Annotated in this window: 18 protein-coding genes; 12 read left to right on the forward strand and 6 right to left on the reverse strand. The window is 43.9% G+C overall.

Annotation, left to right across the window (positions count from 1 at the left end; genetic code table 11):
* Positions 1-36: 36 nt before the first annotated feature.
* The gene (locus QQK21_RS05650; RefSeq protein WP_284191219.1) at positions 37-789 is read right to left on the reverse strand and encodes a DUF1853 family protein; all 753 of its coding nucleotides are present in this window, start codon (positions 787-789) and stop codon (positions 37-39) included.
* A 121-nt stretch (positions 790-910) separates the two neighbouring features.
* On the opposite strand from QQK21_RS05650, the gene QQK21_RS05655 reads away from it, so the two are divergent.
* The gene (locus QQK21_RS05655) at positions 911-1,669 is read left to right on the forward strand and encodes a Nif3-like dinuclear metal center hexameric protein (protein WP_284191220.1); all 759 of its coding nucleotides are present in this window, start codon (positions 911-913) and stop codon (positions 1,667-1,669) included.
* A 73-nt stretch (positions 1,670-1,742) separates the two neighbouring features.
* Here QQK21_RS05655 and QQK21_RS05660 read toward each other — a convergent pair whose 3' ends face one another.
* Positions 1,743-3,032: a citrate synthase gene (locus QQK21_RS05660; RefSeq protein ID WP_284191221.1), complete on the reverse strand. Its 1,290-nt coding sequence runs from the start codon at positions 3,030-3,032 to the stop codon at positions 1,743-1,745.
* A 395-nt stretch (positions 3,033-3,427) separates the two neighbouring features.
* Between QQK21_RS05660 and sdhC the strand changes: the two genes are divergently transcribed.
* The 8 genes from sdhC to sucD all read left to right on the forward strand — a co-directional run bounded on the left by sdhC (position 3,428) and on the right by sucD (position 13,045).
* Positions 3,428-3,820, forward strand: coding sequence for a succinate dehydrogenase cytochrome b556 subunit (gene sdhC, locus QQK21_RS05665; protein ID WP_284191222.1), 393 nt, complete (start codon positions 3,428-3,430; stop codon positions 3,818-3,820).
* Positions 3,814-4,158: a succinate dehydrogenase, hydrophobic membrane anchor protein gene (gene sdhD, locus QQK21_RS05670; RefSeq protein WP_284191223.1), complete on the forward strand. Its 345-nt coding sequence runs from the start codon at positions 3,814-3,816 to the stop codon at positions 4,156-4,158. Before sdhC ends, sdhD begins: the two co-directional genes overlap by 7 nt.
* Positions 4,159-5,925 carry a succinate dehydrogenase flavoprotein subunit gene (sdhA, locus tag QQK21_RS05675; protein WP_284191224.1) on the forward strand — a complete coding sequence of 589 codons (1,767 nt, stop codon included), beginning with the start codon at positions 4,159-4,161 and terminating at the stop codon, positions 5,923-5,925.
* A 14-nt stretch (positions 5,926-5,939) separates the two neighbouring features.
* Positions 5,940-6,650: a succinate dehydrogenase iron-sulfur subunit gene (locus tag QQK21_RS05680; RefSeq protein ID WP_284191225.1), complete on the forward strand. Its 711-nt coding sequence runs from the start codon at positions 5,940-5,942 to the stop codon at positions 6,648-6,650.
* A gap of 95 nt (positions 6,651-6,745) precedes the next feature.
* Complete coding sequence (sucA, locus tag QQK21_RS05685; protein ID WP_284191226.1) at positions 6,746-9,571, forward strand: 2-oxoglutarate dehydrogenase E1 component; 2,826 nt, start codon at positions 6,746-6,748, stop codon at positions 9,569-9,571.
* 28 nt (positions 9,572-9,599) lie between these two features.
* The gene (gene odhB / locus QQK21_RS05690) at positions 9,600-10,808 is read left to right on the forward strand and encodes a 2-oxoglutarate dehydrogenase complex dihydrolipoyllysine-residue succinyltransferase (protein WP_284191227.1); all 1,209 of its coding nucleotides are present in this window, start codon (positions 9,600-9,602) and stop codon (positions 10,806-10,808) included.
* A 198-nt stretch (positions 10,809-11,006) separates the two neighbouring features.
* Positions 11,007-12,173, forward strand: a complete 1,167-nt coding sequence (gene sucC, locus QQK21_RS05695) for an ADP-forming succinate--CoA ligase subunit beta (RefSeq protein ID WP_284191228.1) — start codon at positions 11,007-11,009, stop codon at positions 12,171-12,173.
* Positions 12,173-13,045, forward strand: a complete 873-nt coding sequence (gene sucD / locus QQK21_RS05700; RefSeq protein WP_284191229.1) for a succinate--CoA ligase subunit alpha — start codon at positions 12,173-12,175, stop codon at positions 13,043-13,045. The genes sucC and sucD overlap by 1 nt, the downstream gene beginning before the upstream one ends.
* 75 nt (positions 13,046-13,120) lie before the next feature.
* Here sucD and QQK21_RS05705 read toward each other — a convergent pair whose 3' ends face one another.
* On the reverse strand, positions 13,121-13,408 hold the full coding sequence (locus tag QQK21_RS05705) for a hypothetical protein (RefSeq protein WP_284191230.1): 288 nt from the start codon (positions 13,406-13,408) through the stop codon (positions 13,121-13,123).
* 522 nt (positions 13,409-13,930) lie between these two features.
* Between QQK21_RS05705 and QQK21_RS05710 the strand changes: the two genes are divergently transcribed.
* A complete protein-coding gene (locus QQK21_RS05710; RefSeq protein WP_348541466.1) occupies positions 13,931-14,431 on the forward strand; it encodes a GNAT family N-acetyltransferase in 501 nt (166 codons plus the stop codon).
* On the opposite strand, the gene QQK21_RS05715 is transcribed toward QQK21_RS05710, so the two are convergent.
* Together QQK21_RS05715 and QQK21_RS05720 are read right to left on the reverse strand one after the other, a co-directional pair.
* Complete coding sequence (locus QQK21_RS05715; protein ID WP_284191232.1) at positions 14,397-14,696, reverse strand: DUF3301 domain-containing protein; 300 nt, start codon at positions 14,694-14,696, stop codon at positions 14,397-14,399. The genes QQK21_RS05710 and QQK21_RS05715 overlap by 35 nt on opposite strands.
* 3 nt (positions 14,697-14,699) lie before the next feature.
* Positions 14,700-15,737, reverse strand: a complete 1,038-nt coding sequence (locus QQK21_RS05720; RefSeq protein WP_284191233.1) for a DUF3549 family protein — start codon at positions 15,735-15,737, stop codon at positions 14,700-14,702.
* Between the two features lie 75 nt (positions 15,738-15,812).
* On the opposite strand from QQK21_RS05720, the gene QQK21_RS05725 reads away from it, so the two are divergent.
* Entirely contained in the window at positions 15,813-16,127 is a 315-nt protein-coding gene (locus QQK21_RS05725; RefSeq protein ID WP_284191234.1) for a YqcC family protein, read from the forward strand.
* Positions 16,127-16,855, forward strand: coding sequence for a tRNA pseudouridine(65) synthase TruC (gene truC / locus QQK21_RS05730; protein WP_284191235.1), 729 nt, complete (start codon positions 16,127-16,129; stop codon positions 16,853-16,855). Before QQK21_RS05725 ends, truC begins: the two co-directional genes overlap by 1 nt.
* Before the next feature lie 42 nt (positions 16,856-16,897).
* Here truC and dxs read toward each other — a convergent pair whose 3' ends face one another.
* Positions 16,898-18,763, reverse strand: a complete 1,866-nt coding sequence (gene dxs / locus QQK21_RS05735) for a 1-deoxy-D-xylulose-5-phosphate synthase (RefSeq protein WP_284191236.1) — start codon at positions 18,761-18,763, stop codon at positions 16,898-16,900.
* Between the last annotated feature and the right edge of the window lie 12 nt (positions 18,764-18,775).

The raw sequence follows: 18,775 nt of genomic DNA on the forward strand, positions 1-18,775 counted from the left end.
TTCGCTTTTATAAGGGGGAGTATTTTTAAAAGCCGCCTATGTATTTGGCCAGTTATTAGGGACGACAAACCAAAAGGTTCCTTGTTGAGTCTGCGCATGAACAAAGCGTTCTTTCGGCTGAGTCAGTGGTTGTTCAAACTTTTCTAGGCCAGTTGCCCAATATCTTTTATCAAGTTCAAATAGCGGCTCAGCAATTTGATGCCATTGATGTTCATAGCACCAGTACCCTGAAACTTGAGATTGGTCTATTTCATATCCCAAGCAATGCGTAGGAATCACCTCCGAGGAAAAAGGATTGATGTAAAGCCTCCCTTGCAGTAGTAGATGCTTTGATAAACTATGCATTTCAGGATGTTGAGCTAAAAATTCGCTAGAACTACTCATTTGTAGTTGATGTGAAAGCATTCTATCTAACTTTTTGTCCAACTGATCATGTGCATTTGGCCCGAACCAAGTCCCTTGATGGAGCAAGTAAAATTTAATGGCGACTTCCCAATGCTCTCTTTTCTGGGTTTGATTGTTCTTTAGAATAAGATCAATGGCGCCTAAGGTTTGACCATCACTATTGTTTAGCTGAAGTTCTTCCAGTTCAATGGTATAGCGACCACTATTGGTGAGCAATTGACTACATAGGTACTGATATATAAAGCCCAAGCGAGGGTTGCCTGTATAGTCAGTATCCAGCCCAAGTCCGATAGGCAGTGACTCTAGAGATTCAAAGGGAGACGTCAGTTTAAATAGGGAAGGCGTGCTAGTAATCCAGTTGTAAAAATGTAAAAGTTCACGCATATCTAATGCTTATCCCCTTAAAACAAAACGCTACAGGTATTGTATACAGAATAGTTTGAAACTAGCATCCTAATTCCGCTTGCCATACACTGGATGCAAAGATTAACTTTTGGAAGTTACGATGAAGAATATACAACTAGAGCAAATTATACATGAAAAACTTTCGCCGCATTTGGTAAAAGACTACGCACCCAATGGACTGCAAGTAGAGGGAAAACCGGATATAAAAAAAATCATCACAGGTGTGACCGCTTCTCAAGCTTTAATTGAAAAAGCAGTAGAAAAGAAAGCGGATGCATTACTTGTTCATCATGGCTATTTTTGGAAAGGTGAAGCTGAACCTATCCGAGGTATGAAAGGTCATCGCATTCGTACTTTGATTAAACATGATATCAATTTATATGGTTACCACCTGCCACTAGATATTCATCCAGAGCTTGGTAATAACGCTCAATTGGCTCGACTTCTTAATATTGAGGTAGAGGGTGGACTCGAAGGGCATCCTCAGTCAGTCGCTATGTTTGGTCGATTTAGCGCTCCTCAAACAGGGGCTGGACTAGCCAAAAAAATCAATCAAGTCTTACATCGTGCGCCACTTCATATCTCCCCCGTAAATCAAGATAAGAAGATTGAAACCATTGGTTGGTGTACGGGAGGAGGGCAAGACTTTATAGAGCTAGCGGTGAAACATGGCTTGGATGCCTTTATTTCCGGAGAAATATCCGAGAGAACAACCTACACAGCAAGAGAAATGGATATCCATTACTTTGCAGCAGGGCACCATGCGACTGAACGTTATGGTGTTAAAGCGTTAGGCGAGTGGCTAGCAGAGCAGCATGGTCTGGATGTAGAGTTTGTTGATATAGATAATCCAGTCTAGATGCAAAATAGAATCATGAGATAAAACTAGGGCTGACATACAATGCCAGCCCTAACGTGTTTTATGGTTTTACTCAGTCCCTGTCATGCAGAGGTTTGAAGTTACGTTGAGTACTACCAGTATACAACTGTCTTGGGCGACCAATACGGTTTAGAGGATCGCTATGCATTTCGTTCCAATGTGCAATCCAACCTATTGTTCTCGATAGTGCGAAAATCACCGTGAACATAGAAACAGGAATTCCGATGGCTTTAAGAATAATACCAGAATAGAAATCCACGTTAGGGTAGAGTTTCTTAGAAACGAAGTATTCATCAGACAGTGCAATACGCTCAAGTTCCATTGCAACGTCAAGCAGAGGATCACTGATGTTAAGTTCTTTTAGAACATCGTGACATGTCTCACGCATAACAGTTGCACGAGGATCGTAATTTTTGTAGACGCGATGTCCAAAGCCCATGAGGCGGAACGGATCATCTTTGTCTTTGGCACGATCGATGTATTCAGGAATATTGTCTACACTGCCAATTTCTTCAAGCATCTTCAGGCAGGCTTCATTAGCACCACCGTGTGCAGGTCCCCAAAGTGACGCGATACCTGCGGCAATACACGCAAATGGGTTTGCACCAGACGACCCTGCTAAACGCACGGTTGACGTTGATGCATTTTGCTCATGGTCTGCATGTAAGGTAAAGATCTTATCCATTGCTCTTGCGACAACAGGGTTGACCTCGTATTCCTCGCATGGGTTGGCAAACATCATATGCAAGAAGTTTTCTGCATAGGTCAAATCATTGCGTGGGTAAATGAAAGGCTGACCGATTGAGTATTTGTAACACATGGCTGCAAGTGTTGGCATTTTCGACAACAGGCGATAAGCGGTGATCTCCCGGTGCGTATCGTTGTTGATGTCCATTGAGTCATGGTAAAACGCTGAAAGTGCGCCAACCACGCCACACATGACTGCCATTGGATGAGCATCACGTCTGAATCCGTGGAAAAAACTCGCGATCTGTTCATGCACCATAGTGTGCCTTGTCACAGTCAGCTTGAATTGTTCGTATTGTTCTCTTGTTGGGGCTTCACCGTAAAGAAGAATGTAACACACCTCTAAATAGTCAGCATTATTAGCAAGCTGATCAATAGGGTAACCACGGTGCAAAAGAATTCCTTTGCCTCCGTCAATGTAGGTGATTTGAGATTCACAAGATGCAGTGGCAAGAAAACCTGGGTCAAACGTGAAATAGCCGTTTGCTCCAAGTGTACGAACATCAATTACAGGGGTGCCAAGAGCACCTTCCATAATAGGAAGTTCGATAGGCGCTAGACCTTCAATATGAAGGGTCGCTTTCTTATCCGCCATAACAATCTCCTTTGTTTATTATTTAATCCGTCCAGGATGTTTGTGTAACATTTTTGTACGTGTGTTCGTTATCAAAGTCAATTATTCTGCTCCGACTTGTGCACTTGTTATGATTTTTTATACGTATAAGGTTAAAAATCTGTTCTATGTAGCAAAAATTGTTACACCAATTGTGCTAAAATATTGTCAGCCGTATATTGGCGCCGTAAATTTTGACTGAAACCTTATAAAATGTAGGTTTGGAACAGATGTGAGGTGATGTTTCAAACCTTGTTGTTGGTATTTTCTGCAACTTCATTCCAATTTTTTGGCATGCTAGCTGTTGAATAAATGTTAACTTTTGTAGGTTTGAAGTCAGATTTCGTTCATAACAATAAATGCTTCAGTGGAGCTGAGTGAGCAAGCCCGTGAAAGAAAGAAAGTCAAGACCTGTTAATTTAGATTTGCAGACTATCAACTTTCCGATCACCGCAATCGCATCCATTTTACACCGAGTTTCGGGGGTAATTACGTTTGTCGCGATCGGAATACTTCTTTGGTTACTATCCATATCCTTGTCTTCCCCAATAGGTTACGCACAGGCTGTCGACATTGTCGATGGTTTCGTTGTGAAATTCATTTTGTGGGGCATTTTGACAGCCTTGTCCTACCATATAGCAGGTGGTATTCGTCATTTGTTGATGGATTTAGGTCATTTTGAAGAGCTGGAATCTGGTGCGATGAGCGCTAAGGTTGCATTTGCAGCGACAGCCATTCTGTCAGTATTGGCGGGGATTTTAGTATGGTAAAAAACATATCATCTTTTGGTCGCAACGGTGTGCATGATTTCTTGCTAATCCGTGCATCGGCGATCATTATGACGCTTTACACTATATATCTGGTGAGCTTTTGTGCTTTCGCGGATATCTCTTACGTTTCATGGACCCAGTTCTTTGGTGGGACGTTCACAAAAGTATTTACTATGCTTGCTTTGGTCTCAATTCTTATCCACGCTTGGATAGGTCTCTGGCAAGTTCTTACAGACTACATCAAGTGTGCCAAGTTACGCGGTTTCCTTCAGTTAGGTGTAATTGCAGTGTTATTTGGTTACTTTTTTTCTGGTCTTTTTATTTTGTGGGGTGCGTAAGTGTCTATTCCAGTTCGCGAATTCGATGCCGTGGTAATCGGCGCTGGTGGTGCAGGCATGCGTGCAGCACTACAAATTTCAGAGCAGGGCCTAACTTGTGCTTTGCTTTCTAAAGTGTTTCCTACTCGTTCTCATACTGTTTCTGCCCAAGGCGGAATCACGGTTGCTCTTGGTAACTCACACAAAGATGATTGGCAATGGCACATGTACGATACGGTAAAAGGGTCAGATTATATTGGTGACCAGAACGCTATCGAATACATGTGTAAAAATGGCCCAGAGTCGGTTATTGAACTAGAAAAAATGGGGCTACCATTTTCTCGTTTCGACAATGGTACAATTTATCAGCGCCCATTTGGTGGTCAGTCTAAAGAATTTGGTGGCGAGCAAGCAGCTCGTACAGCCGCGGCCGCAGACCGTACAGGTCATGCGCTGCTTCACACACTTTATCAGCAGAATGTTAAGTACAAGACCACTATTTTTTCTGAGTGGTACGCATTGGACTTGGTGAAGAATCAAGATGGCGCTGTGATGGGTTGTACCGCTATCTGTATGGAGAGTGGTGAAATCTGCTACTTCAAGTCTAAAGCGACGGTTTTGGCGACAGGTGGAGCGGGGCGTATATACTCTTCTACTACTAATGCTCATATCAATACTGGTGATGGTGTAGGTATGGCATTGCGAGCTGGCGTACCAATGCAAGATATGGAAATGTGGCAGTTCCACCCAACGGGTATTGCTGGTGCTGGTGTATTGGTAACAGAAGGTTGCCGTGGTGAAGGTGGTTATCTTCTAAACAAAGACGGCGAACGCTTCATGGAGCGTTATGCTCCCAATGCTAAAGACTTAGCTGGTCGAGATGTTGTTGCCCGTTCAATGATGATTGAAATTCGTGAAGGTCGTGGCTGTGATGGCCCGTGGGGACCACACATCAAACTTAAACTTGACCATCTTGGTAAAGATGTCCTCGAATCTCGTCTACCTGGTATCTGTGAACTTTCGAGAACCTTTGCTCACGTTGACCCTGTTAAAGAGCCAATCCCAGTTATCCCAACCTGTCACTACATGATGGGTGGCGTCCCAACTCAGGTTTCGGGACAAGCGATCAAACAAACAGCTAATGGCAGTGATGTTGAAGTGCAAGGTCTGTATGCTTGTGGAGAAATTGCATCGGTATCTGTCCACGGTGCCAACCGATTAGGCGGTAACTCTTTACTCGACTTAGTCGTATTTGGCCGCGCGACAGGTCTTCATCTTGGCGAAACTCTTGCTGCTCAAGCAGAAGCGAGACCCGCGACTGAATCGGATATTGAAGCATCACTGGCTCGTACTATGCGTTGGGAAAACAGTACTGGTGGTGAAGATCCAGTTCAAATACGTAAAGATCTACAAACTTGTATGCAAAACAGTTTCTCGGTATTCCGTGAAGGTGATGCAATGGCTACAGGTTTGGAAGAACTTAAAGTTATTCGTGAGCGTCTTAAAGATGCCCATCTTGCTGATAAATCCTCAGAGTTCAATACTCAACGTATTGAGTGTCTGGAACTTGACAACTTGATGGAAACGGCTTTCTCTACTGCAGTTGCTGCAAACTACCGCACGGAAAGTCGTGGCGCCCATGCTCGATTTGATTATCCAGAGCGTGATGATGAGAACTGGCTATGCCACTCAATCTACAACCCTGAAACGGAAGCAATGTCGAAACGTGATGTCAATATGACACCAGTTCATCGTGAAGCGTTTCCGCCGAAAGTTCGTACATACTAAGGGAGGATTGAATTATGAAACTGAACTTCTCTTTGTATCGTTACAACCCAGATACAGATAAAAAGCCTTACATGAAGGACTATATTCTTGAAGTCGAAGAAGGTTCTGACATGATGGTGTTGGATGCTCTCATTCTGCTCAAAGAGCAAGATCCAACGATTGCTTTTCGACGTTCTTGTCGAGAAGGTGTCTGCGGTTCTGATGGTTTAAACATGAATGGCAAAAATGGTCTAGCATGTATTACGCCATTATCAGCACTGACTGGTAACAAAATTGTTATTCGTCCACTGCCTGGTTTGCCTGTAGTGCGTGACTTAATCGTCGATATGACACAGTTCTACGACAACTATGCCAAGGTTAAACCTTTCTTGATTGACGATGATGCGTTGCCACCATCTCGTGAAAATCTGCAGTCTCCAGATGAACGTGCTCACTTAGATGGTTTGTATGAGTGCATCATGTGTGCATGTTGTACGACATCATGTCCCTCATTCTGGTGGAACCCTGATAAGTTTATTGGTCCTGCTGGTTTGTTGGCGGCCTATCGTTGGTTAATTGATAGCCGCGATACTGCAACTGATGAACGCTTATCAAATCTTGATGATGCATTTAGCGTTTTCCGTTGTCATGGCATCATGAATTGTGTAAGTGTGTGTCCTAAAGGACTGAACCCAACGAAGGCTATTGGTCACATTAAGACCATGCTGGTCAATCGTTCGGTTTAAATTAATAACAAAATTGCCAGCTACATTATGTAGCTGGCTTTCTACAGCTCGGTTTAGGCCGAAGCAAACGTGAAAACTACTGGTTAAGGGAAAATATGCACAACGGCGTGATGAAGGCATGGCTCGAGTCTTCACACTTGGCTGGCGCCAATGCAACATATGTAGAGGATCTCTACGAACTGTATCTAAGTGACCCCGACCTGGTAAGTGAGGAATGGAAACGTGTATTTGATGGCTTACCTAAGCCTTCAGAAGAGGTGAAAGAACAGCCTCATTCACGGGTTCGTGATTACTTCCGGCGTCTCGCTCAAGAAACAAAGCATTACAATGTCCAAGTTAGTGACCCAGATGTCGACGCAAAACAAGTAAAAGTTCTCCAGCTGATCAACGCGTACCGCTTTCGCGGTCATGAAGCAGCTAAACTTGATCCCCTCGGTTTATGGCAACGCCCTACAGTGGTAGAGCTAGATCCAGAATTCCACAATCTCACCGCAGAAGACTTTGAAGAATCATTCAATGTCGGCTCTTTCGCCATTGGTCAGGAGACCATGCAGCTTAAAGATATCCATTCAGCGTTGAATAAAATCTATTGTGGTTCTGTTGGTGCCGAATATATGCATATGACAGACACTGAACAAAAGCGCTGGATTCAACAGCGACTAGAGTCAGTGGTAGGTCAGCCTTCTTTTTCAAAGCAAGAAAAGCAAGAATTCTTGGAAGAATTGACTGCAGCAGAAGGACTTGAGCGTTATCTTGGTGCTAAGTTCCCCGGAGCAAAACGTTTCTCTCTTGAAGGTGGCGATGCTCTCATTCCGATGGTGAAAGAGCTTATTAGGCATGCTGGTAAGAATGGGATGCGTGAGGTTGTTGTTGGTATGGCTCACCGAGGCCGGCTTAATATGCTGGTCAATGTTCTCGGTAAGAAGCCGCAAGACCTATTTGATGAGTTTGCTGGCAAGCATGATGAGACATGGGGAACCGGCGATGTTAAATATCACCAAGGTTTCTCAGCCGACTTTTCAACCCCAGGCGGTGATGTTCACTTAGTACTTGCATTTAACCCATCTCACCTCGAGATTGTTAATCCAGTTGTGATAGGGTCTGTTCGAGCACGTCAGGATAGACTTGGCGATACTGATGGCAGTACTGTACTTCCAATTACGATTCATGGTGACTCTGCAGTTGCAGGTCAAGGCGTTGTCGCTGAGACTTTTAACATGTCTCAATCGCGTGGATATCGCGTTGGTGGTACGGTACGCATTGTGGTGAATAATCAGGTCGGCTTTACTACCTCTAATCCAAATGATACCCGTTCGACAATGTATTGTACGGATATCGCTAAGATGGTCCAAGCTCCTATATTCCACGTCAATGCTGATGATCCAGAAGCGGTAGCGTTTGTTACGCGGATTGCGTTGGATTATCGGAATGAGTTCAAGCGTGATGTGGTGATTGACTTAGTCTGTTACCGTCGACACGGACATAATGAGGCCGATGAGCCTAATGCAACTCAGCCATTGATGTACCAAAAGATCAAAAAACATCCAACGCCACGTAAACTATACGCGGACGTACTGATTGAGCGTGGTGAGTTTGGCATTGATACTGCCACTCAGCTGGTCAATGAATATCGTGATGCTCTGGATCGTGGTGAAGTTGTTGTTAAAGAATGGCGGCCAATGGCGTTACATTCTGTCGACTGGTCTCCTTACTTAGGTCATGACTGGGATGTCGCTTGGAATAGCGCATACAACAAAGAACGTCTTGTTGAATTAGGCCACAGAGTTTGCCAATACCCAGAAAGTCATAGACTTCAAAGTCGAGTCAACAAGCTATACAACGATCGTATGGCAATGATGAGTGGTGAAAAAGCACTAGACTGGGGTATGGCGGAGACATTGGCTTATGCGACCTTGGTTGATGAAGGGAAACGCATACGTATTTCAGGCCAAGACTCTGGCCGTGGTACCTTCTTCCACCGTCACTCCGTACTCCATAATCAGACTGACGCGAGTACCTTTATTCCTCTTGCGAATGTGCATGATAAGCAAGGTCCCTTTGAAGTCTACGATTCGGTGTTGTCTGAAGAGGCAGTACTCGCATTCGAATACGGTTATGCGACAGCTGAACCTGGTGGTTTGACGATTTGGGAAGCGCAATTTGGTGATTTTGCCAATGGCGCTCAAGTTGTCATTGATCAGTTCATTTCTTCTGGTGAACAGAAATGGGGACGTTTATGTGGTTTAACCATGCTGCTTCCTCATGGCTATGAAGGGCAAGGACCCGAGCACTCCTCAGCTCGTCTAGAGCGTTACCTTCAGTTATGCGCAGAGCAAAATATGCAGGTTGTTGTGCCTTCTACACCCGCTCAGGTTTATCACATGATAAGACGTCAGGTGGTAAGGCCGATGCGTAGGCCTCTTGTGGTTATGTCTCCGAAATCATTACTGAGACACCCACTATGTACATCGACTCTTGATGATTTAGCAGAAGGAACTTTCCAGCCTGCAATCGCTGAGATTGATAACCTTGAACCAAGCAAAGTGAAGCGAGTTGTGTTCTGTTCGGGTAAAGTCTATTTTGATCTACTCGAGCAGCGTCGTAGTAATGAACAAGATGACGTGGCCATTGTGCGTATCGAGCAGCTTTATCCTTTCCCGCAGGAAGAAGTGAAAGCGGCTATTGAGCAGTACACTAATGTGGAAGATTATGTCTGGTGTCAGGAAGAGCCGCAAAACCAAGGGGCTTGGTACAGTAGTCAGCATAATTTCCGTCTTGCTATTCCAGCAGGTGCGGATCTCAAATACGCAGGCCGACCAGCATCAGCTTCGCCAGCTGTAGGCTATATGTCAGTACATTTAAAACAACAGAAAGCGCTTGTTGAAGACGCGCTTACCGTTAATACAACAACTTCGAACTAAGAACTAGAAGTGAAAGGAAGAAACAGATATGACAATTGAAATTCTGGTTCCAGATTTACCTGAATCTGTTGCAGATGCGACGGTGGCTACATGGCACAAAAAACCAGGCGATACAGTACAGCGTGATGAAGTACTGGTTGATATTGAAACTGACAAAGTGGTTTTGGAAGTGCCTGCTCCAGAGGCTGGTATTCTTGAAGCGATAATAGAAGAAGAAGGTGCGACTGTGCTTTCCAAACAACTTATCGCCAAGCTTAATCCAGGTGCAGTTGCGGGTGAGCCTACCCAAGATAAAACAGAGTCAGCAGAGGCTTCACCAGATAAGCGTCATACAGCCTCTTTGACAGAAGAAACGAGCGATGCGCTTAGTCCTGCGGTTCGCCGTTTGCTCGCAGAGCACAGTCTAGACGCGGGTCAAGTTAAGGGCACCGGTGTCGGAGGTCGTATTACTCGAGAAGATATCGAGGCGCACCTTGCCAATGGTCAGTCAGCAACTAAAGCGGGAACAGCTGCAAGCGTTGAAGCTCCAGCTGCAGCTCGCAGTCAGAAACGTGTATCCATGACTCGTCTTCGTAAAACAGTTGCAAACCGTTTACTAGAAGCCAAAAACAGCACGGCAATGTTGACGACTTTTAATGAAGTGAACATGAAGCCAATTATGGATCTTCGTAAGCAGTACCAAGGTCAATTTGAAGAACGTCATGGTATCCGTTTAGGGTTCATGTCTTTCTATGTAAAGGCCGTTACTGAAGCGCTAAAACGCTATCCTGAAGTGAATGCATCGATCGACGGTGATGACATCGTTTATCATAACTACTTTGATATAAGTATGGCTGTGTCTACGCCGCGTGGCCTTGTGACGCCTGTACTAAAAGATTGTGACACTTTAGGCTTTGCTGAAATTGAAAAAGGCATTAAAGAGCTTGCCATTAAGGGACGCGACGGAAAGCTAACCGTTGACGAATTGATCGGTGGCAACTTCACCATCACCAATGGTGGTGTTTTTGGTTCATTGATGTCTACCCCTATCATCAACCCACCGCAGTCTGCAATTCTTGGTATGCATAAAATCCAAGATCGTCCGATGGCGGTGGATGGAAAAGTAGAAATCTTGCCTATGATGTACCTTGCACTTTCTTACGATCACCGCTTGATTGATGGTCGTGAGTCGGTTGGTTTCTTGGTAACGATTAAAGAGCTACTTGAAGATCCTGCACGTCTACTTCTTAACGTATAGTTGACTCTTGCTACCGTTTGCCTCGTGTAAACTGAAAGTGAAGTTTTTTAAGGCGGAACATGTTCAACGTTCCGCCTTCATTTGAAGCGCTACAATGGTTAGCGGTTTATTTGAGAAGACCCTACAGACGTTCTAATCGATAGATGAAAACGTCATGGAAATAATAACCCCTCAAGGGAAAATAAGCGGAATAACAAAATGAATTTGCATGAATATCAAGCCAAACAGCTGTTTGCAGAATTCGGTTTGCCTGTGCCTGAAGGCTATGCGTGTGATACACCTCAGCAAGCTTTTGAAGCAGCAGGTCGAATAAACACAGAAAAAAAAGTTGTGAAATGTCAGGTTCACGCAGGTGGACGTGGTAAAGCTGGTGGTGTTGAATTGCATGACACGAAAGATGGCGTTAAGGAGTTTGCACAAAAGTGGTTAGGTCAAAACCTAGTAACTTATCAAACGGATGCCAATGGTCAGCCAGTAACAAAAATTCTTGTTGAAGAAGCATCAAACATCGCTAATGAGCTTTATTTAGGTGCTGTGGTTGATCGTGCAACTCGTAAGATTGTTTTCATGGCATCGACTGAAGGTGGCGTGGAAATCGAGAAGGTGGCAGAAGAAACCCCAGAACTTATCCATAAAGCCGCGATCGATCCACTTGTTGGTCCTCAAGCGTATCAAGGTCGTGAGTTGGCGTTTAAACTAGGCTTAGCTGGCGATCAAATCAAGCAATTTGTTAAGATTTTTATGGGGCTGGGTGCTATGTTCGCTCAGTACGATCTTGCATTGCTTGAGATCAACCCTCTAGTGATAACGGGTGAAGGCAATCTTTTGTGTCTTGATGGTAAGATCAACATAGATTCAAATGCACTTTACCGTCAGCCTAAACTACGTGAAATGCATGACCCTTCACAGGAAGATGAGCGTGAAGCTCACGCAGCTCAGTGGGAGCTCAACTATGTTGCTCTCGATGGCAACGTTGGCTGTATGGTTAATGGCGCTGGACTTGCAATGGGGACAATGGACATTGTTAACCTGCATGGCGGTAAACCAGCAAACTTCCTAGACGTTGGTGGCGGTGCGACGAAAGAGCGTGTAGCAGAAGCGTTTAAGATCATCTTATCTGATGACAATGTCAAAGCAGTACTTGTCAATATCTTTGGTGGTATCGTACGTTGTGACATGATCGCAGAAGGTATTATTGGTGCGGTTAAAGAAGTTGGTGTGAATGTCCCTGTTGTTGTTCGTTTAGAAGGTACTAACGCAGACTTAGGTCGTCAAGTTCTTGCTAATTCTGATGTTGATATCATTGCTGCTGAGTCACTTACTGACGCAGCTCAGAAAGTTGTTGCTGCTGCGGAGGGCAAATAATGTCGGTACTAATTAATAAAGACACTAAGGTAATCTGTCAGGGTTTCACTGGTGGTCAAGGTACTTTCCACTCAGAGCAAGCTATCGCGTACGGCACACAGATGGTTGGTGGTGTATCTCCTGGTAAGGGTGGTCAAACTCACTTAGGTCTACCTGTATTCAACACCGTTCGTGAAGCCGTGGAAGCAACTGGCGCTACGGCAACAGTTATCTACGTACCAGCGCCTTTCTGTAAAGATGCAATCTTGGAAGCCATTGATGCAGGTATTGAACTGATTGTAACCATCACTGAAGGTATCCCTACAACGGATATGATCGATGTGAAAGTGAAGTTGGAAGAAACTGGCGTTCGCATGATAGGTCCTAACTGTCCGGGTGTTATCACCCCTGACGAGTGTAAGATTGGTATCATGCCTGGCCATATTCATAAAAAAGGTAAAGTCGGCATTGTATCGCGTTCTGGTACTTTAACGTACGAAGCGGTTAAGCAAACGACGGATGAAGGTTTTGGTCAGTCAACTTGTGTAGGCATTGGTGGTGACCCAATTCCAGGTTCTAACTTTATTGATATTCTCAAGCTATTCCAAGAAGATCCTGAAACAGAAGCCATTGTAATGATTGGTGAAATTGGTGGAACTGCTGAAGAAGAAGCAGCTGCATTTATCAAAGAAAATGTGACCAAGCCAGTGGTATCTTACATTGCTGGAGTAACGGCTCCTCCAGGCAAGCGTATGGGTCATGCTGGTGCGATCATCTCTGGTGGTAAAGGTACGGCAGAAGACAAATTTGCTGCTCTAGAAGCCGCTGGTGTTAAGACAGTGAAGTCATTAGCAGATATTGGTAAAGGCTTACGTGAAGTCACAGGTTGGTAATAACCTAGATTTGTCACATCATTGATGAGCTTGGCATTTTGCCAAGCTCTTTTTTGTCAGTTTTTAATTGAAAGACTAACGCTTCGCAAACTTTTCTTCTAATTCTTTAAGTCGTGTTGTTAAGTCTGCGACTTGCTTTTCCAATTTGGCTATCCTCTCTTTATCATCATGAGCCTCAGCAGCGACTTCTATTTTTGGAACTTGTTTACTTTGTTTCCAGTTTTTAATCACTTTGATTAATGCTGGTATTGGGACAACGATATTCAAACGAGATTTTACTAGCGCAATGGTGGGTTCCTTACCCTCCGACTGGATTTGTCGTAACACTTTGGTTAACTCTTCACTGACATCCTGAGTAAGCATAAGTCCTCCTGAATTTAGTTGCTCTTAATGATACTTAACCTTATCTTTGAATACGAATAGAAAATACTTAGTCTTGGTGTGAGAGATCTCTTACTGTATATGTGAGACAAGAGTTAATCTTATCAGTAGTATACGCTGAGTTTGTTTGTATCCTGTTGTATTTAAATGATTTTTTTTGTTTGATAAATAAAAATTTATTACGGAAGTATTTTCTTACATTGTTTATATTACTATTTGTTATAGAGTGTATACGTCGCTAGGGCACTGATACTCAAGATAAAATTATAAAAGCTGAGTTCATGTACTGGTGACTGTAGGCAGTAAATTAGCATATTGATAATAAGATGCTTCGTCATCTTGGAGTCTTTGCTGAGATATGAATCAACCTAACAACGTCAAGAATGAAAGCTTACAACAATATGTAAAAAATTAAGTTGGTATGTCTATCGGCCTTGTTTCTCTTTTTGAGAAACGAAAGAGCCCCCTGCTGTGCAGGGGGCTCGTTGTCAATGAGGTGAGGCCATGATTATTGCTACTCGTCGAACTCTGTTAATGCCCTACAACGAATCTCTACAATCTGAATTCTTAATGCTAAATTATTGTACGAAGAATAGGATGCTAATGGATGGTTCTTATACGGTATCTTCTGCGAAGCGACTTTTTCAGCGTATTTTGCATGACCCCAGTATCTATTCTCTTGCTGTTCTCGATAACCAATCACGTGATTATATTGGCCATGTGTTTATCTACAATTTAGATGAACGGCCTACACTGGGCTTTTTATTTGATAAAGCTTATTGGGGTAGAGGTATCGCAAGCGAAGTACTAAGTGCTTTTTTACCTCAAGCATTGCACCATTTACACCTGTATCAAGTGATTGCTAGTGTAGATAGCCATCATATTGCATCTATTCGTGTCTTAGAAAAAATTGGATTTGAGCAACAAAGTGATCTTAGCAGTCAAAAGTCTGCACATCGACACTATGTCTTTACATCCTGTGAGGGGGAACTTGCACTCGAATAAGCTGCAAGCCACGCATGACCAATTGGCCTTGGTAATAGTCATCACCTAGCGAAGAAAACTCAAATTGATAGATAGAGTGCCAACACCAGCGACCGTCAGGCATTTTCACATAGTGTCCCTTTAAAGCGATACTAAGCAACTGCAGATCAAGCTGCTTGCATCTCCTTGTTGCTATTTCTTTCGCCAGCTCCGCCTGACGCCTTTGCTGCCAGAAAACAAAGGCGATCAAAAACAAGACCATAATTGCCAGCAGATCTCCGATCATTGTTTATCCCTTTGTCGCTTGCTGAAGCATAGTGAGTGCATGCGCAAGTTCTTCTGATGGTTTGGAGTGTAAGAGAGGAAGCAACACCATTCTCAATTCAGGGACCATAACTAGGTCGGCGAATAGTTGGTTAAAGAGTGTTTGATTGCCAGTTTGTGCTAAGCGGAGTAAAAACAGCTCAGCCAAATCAGGTTTAGTAAGCAGATGCCAACAGCGTCCTGCTATGCCAATGAGAACTTCCTGATGGCTAAGACGAGCCGATAAGAGAACATTCTCGATTATCGGTTTTGAGTATTTCTCATTGGCTCCAGAAAGCGCTCGGGTTAATGCACCAATAAGGAATATATCAGGGTTTTCATCATCGATCTTGTTGACAGCAAATTCTTGCAGTCGCTCTGAGAGCTTGTCTGGTAGGCATGAGTGTTCAAGAGCACCAAGAAGGGCATATAGAGGTTCATTGGGAAGTTGTTTAATTGCTTTGCGCACGTGAACACCATTTTGCTCTTCATCTAATCGAGCACAGATATCGGTCACACCTTGCAGTCCAACCGTTTGCCATTTATCCCAGCCTAATTCACCCGAAAAGTAGTGTTGTGCGTGTTGGTAGTATTGACTACAAGGTAGCGAAAGTTGAGCTCGAATTTGACTGTGAAATACGGCCATTTTGTCTTCAGCTGGCTTAAAGGTATATGGGTTATTTGCCAGTTTCTGCTGTTGCTCTTGCGTCATTTCTTTACTGATACGAGTTCCCATCGCCTCAATGACGTATTTGAGGAAATTTCCTACTTCTGCTTGTTTTAGGAGGCCGCGCTCATCCAGTTCAAATTTTAAAAACCAGATCCATGGCTGTTTGCTTTCATTCCAATAACAAATGGCAAGATGAGCTTTACGTTGCAACGGATAGGGGTAAGGCTTAAGGCCATGCTCGACATCTGAAAAAGTCTTGCTATCAATACGCTTTATACGACGCCCTAAATCGTATACCTGATACTGGCAATCGCTGTGGATCAGAAGTTGGCTGAGTGTATGAATCGTGTCCATTGCTAATAGTCCTAACTAAATATCCTATATAGATGGTATTCTTGGACCTAATTTCAAGGCCCACAAATATGTTTTATGGCAGATAATCAACAATTGAAGGTGCTTTTAGCGCAACTGACTCAGCTTATGAAATCTTTACAGTTATGGCACTCGACAAGGCCGATTGAACATTTGTTAGAAAGTAACGAGCCATTTGCTGTTGATAGTTTGGAACCCCAAGAGTGGCTACAATGGATCTTTATACCTAAGATGAGCGATTTAATCGACAATCAAATGCCCTTACCCAAAGGGTTCTGCTTGGCTCCATATTTTGAAGAATGTTGGAAAAATAATCATGATTACAGTGGGTTAATTCGTTTAATTAAAGCCATTGATGAGGTTTGTACTTGATGTTAGAGATCATTTTCCGTGATGAATACTTTATTGCGGTGAACAAACCCGCTGGGATGCTAGTGCATCGTAGCTGGCTTGATAAACATGAGACTCAGTTTGTCATGCAAACTTTACGAGACCAAATCGATCAGCATGTTTTTCCTTTACATCGATTGGATAGGCCAACGTCAGGTGTGCTCATATTTGCTTTGTCGAGGGATGTTGCATCACGGGCTATGCCTATGTTTGCCAATCACGAGATGTCCAAAACGTATCATGCCATTGTACGGGGGTGGGTAGAGGAATCTGGGCGTTTAGACTACGACTTAAGAGTGGAGCTTGACAAAATAGCTGACAAGCATGCGAGCCAAGATAAAGAGGCTCAGAAAGCGGTAACGGACTATCGTCCTATAGCGAAAGTAGAAATCCCTTTCTCAACAGGTAAGTTTCCCACCACGCGCTATTGTTTGATGGAGTTAAACCCACTAACAGGTCGAAAGCACCAATTAAGAAGGCATATGGCACATCTTCGCCATCCAATCGTTGGTGATACTAGCCATGGAGACGGTAAGCACAATAAGTTGTTTAGAGAGGTATATGATTCTCATCGGTTGCTGCTACATGCATCACATTTGGAATTTATCCATCCCTATTCAAAACAGGTGGTCTCTATTTGTGCAAAGGTAGATCAAACTTGGCAGAAAATATGTGATGAATTTGGCTGGCAGGTTGCAGAGAACAATTAGACTGAAAGCCCTCATTGGAGGGCTTAAAATAGAGCTTAGTTATTATTTTTCCAAATATGCACGAATAGACTCTTCTATGCCTTTTGCATCTAATCCCAGCTCAGTATGCAACTCTTGCTGAGTACCTTGGGCGATAAACTTGTCCGGCAACCCCAAATTTAGCACTGGCTTTATGAGTTTTTCTTGCATCATGAACTCAACAACACCAGACCCAGCGCCGCCAGCAATGGCATTCTCTTCTATTGTTACGATAATATCATGTGCTGCGACTAACTTTTTGATGAGTTCTTCATCTAATGGTTTGACAAAACGCATGTCGGCAAGAGTTGCGTTAAGGTTTTCTGCCGCTTGGTGAGCATCGTCGAGGAAGGTACCGAAATTGAGGATGGCAACTTTCTCACCAGTGCGAACTTCACGCCCTTTGCCGATAGGGAGAGCAGTAAACTCTTGCTGGATTTCTACCCCAACTCCCGTTCCCCTTGGGTATCGAACGGCACTCGGCCCCTGATGTTGATGCCCTGTATACAGCATCTGACGACATTCATTTTCATCGCTTGGCGCCATGATAACCATGTTGGGTATACAGCGCATAAAACTCAAGTCAAATGCACCTTGGTGAGTTTGTCCATCAGCACCGACTAAGCCCGCTCTATCAATTGCAAACATTACAGGCAGATTCATAATCGCGACATCATGAATGAGCTGATCGTAGCCACGTTGTAGGAATGTCGAGTAAATGGCGACTATCGGATGATTTCCACCTATTGCCATACCCGCCGCTAGAGTGACGGCGTGCTGCTCTGCAATCGCTACATCAAAATATTGTTCTGGGAATTCCTTTGAAAAACGAACCATTCCCGATCCTTCTCGCATGGCTGGAGTGATTGCCATCAACTTGGGATCTTGTGCTGCCATATCACAGAGGAAATCGCCGAAAATATTGGAAAACGTGGCTTGCGTACCCTTAGATTTAGGTAAAGAGGTATGGTTAGGGTCAAACTTGGGAACCGCATGGTAACCTATTGGGTCCTTCTCTGCTTGTTCATAGCCTTTGCCTTTTTTGGTCATGATGTGCAAGAACTGAGGCCCTTTAAGCTCTCGCATGTTGGTTAGGGTTTTGATTAACTCACAGACGTCATGTCCATCGACAGGTCCGATGTAGTTGAAACCGAGCTCTTCAAATAGAGTTCCCGGTACTACCATTCCTTTGAGATGTTCTTCTGTCCTACGGACGAGTTCTTTGATAGGTGGAAGACCAGAAAGTACTTTCTTGCCACCTTCTCGAATAGAAGTATATAAGCTACCTGAGAGCAATTGTGCCAAATGGTTGTTAAGTGCACCCACATTTTCGGAGATAGACATTTCATTGTCATTGAGAACAACAAGCATGTCCGAGTGTACATCACCTGCATGATTCATTGCCTCAAAAGCCATACCAGCTGTAATCGCACCATCACCGATAACACTGACAACTTTGCGATTCTTGGCTTCTTTTTCAGCGCAAATTGCCATACCAAGCGCGGCACTGATAGAGGTAGAGGAATGACCGACGGATAAAGTGTCGTATTTGCTTTCTTCGCGCCATGGGAAAGGATGTAGCCCGCCTTTTTGGCGGATACTAGGCATTCTATCGCGGCGGCCAGTAAGAATCTTATGCGGGTAAGCTTGATGTCCAACATCCCATACGAGCTGGTCAAATGGAGTATTGTAGACATAATGTAGTGCAACGGTGAGCTCTACGGTTCCTAGGCCTGATGCGAGGTGTCCGCTTGATTGACTAACAGAATTCAGTAAATAAGTGCGCAATTCGTCACACAGTTTAGGTAGCACTTCTTTTGGAAGGCTGCGTAATTCATCCGGTGTATTGGCCAGTGCCAAGGTTGGATATTTGGATATATCAAGAGTCATATATAGGGCGCT

Source organism: Vibrio zhanjiangensis, assembly GCF_030161235.1.
Classification (GTDB): domain Bacteria; phylum Pseudomonadota; class Gammaproteobacteria; order Enterobacterales; family Vibrionaceae; genus Vibrio; species Vibrio zhanjiangensis.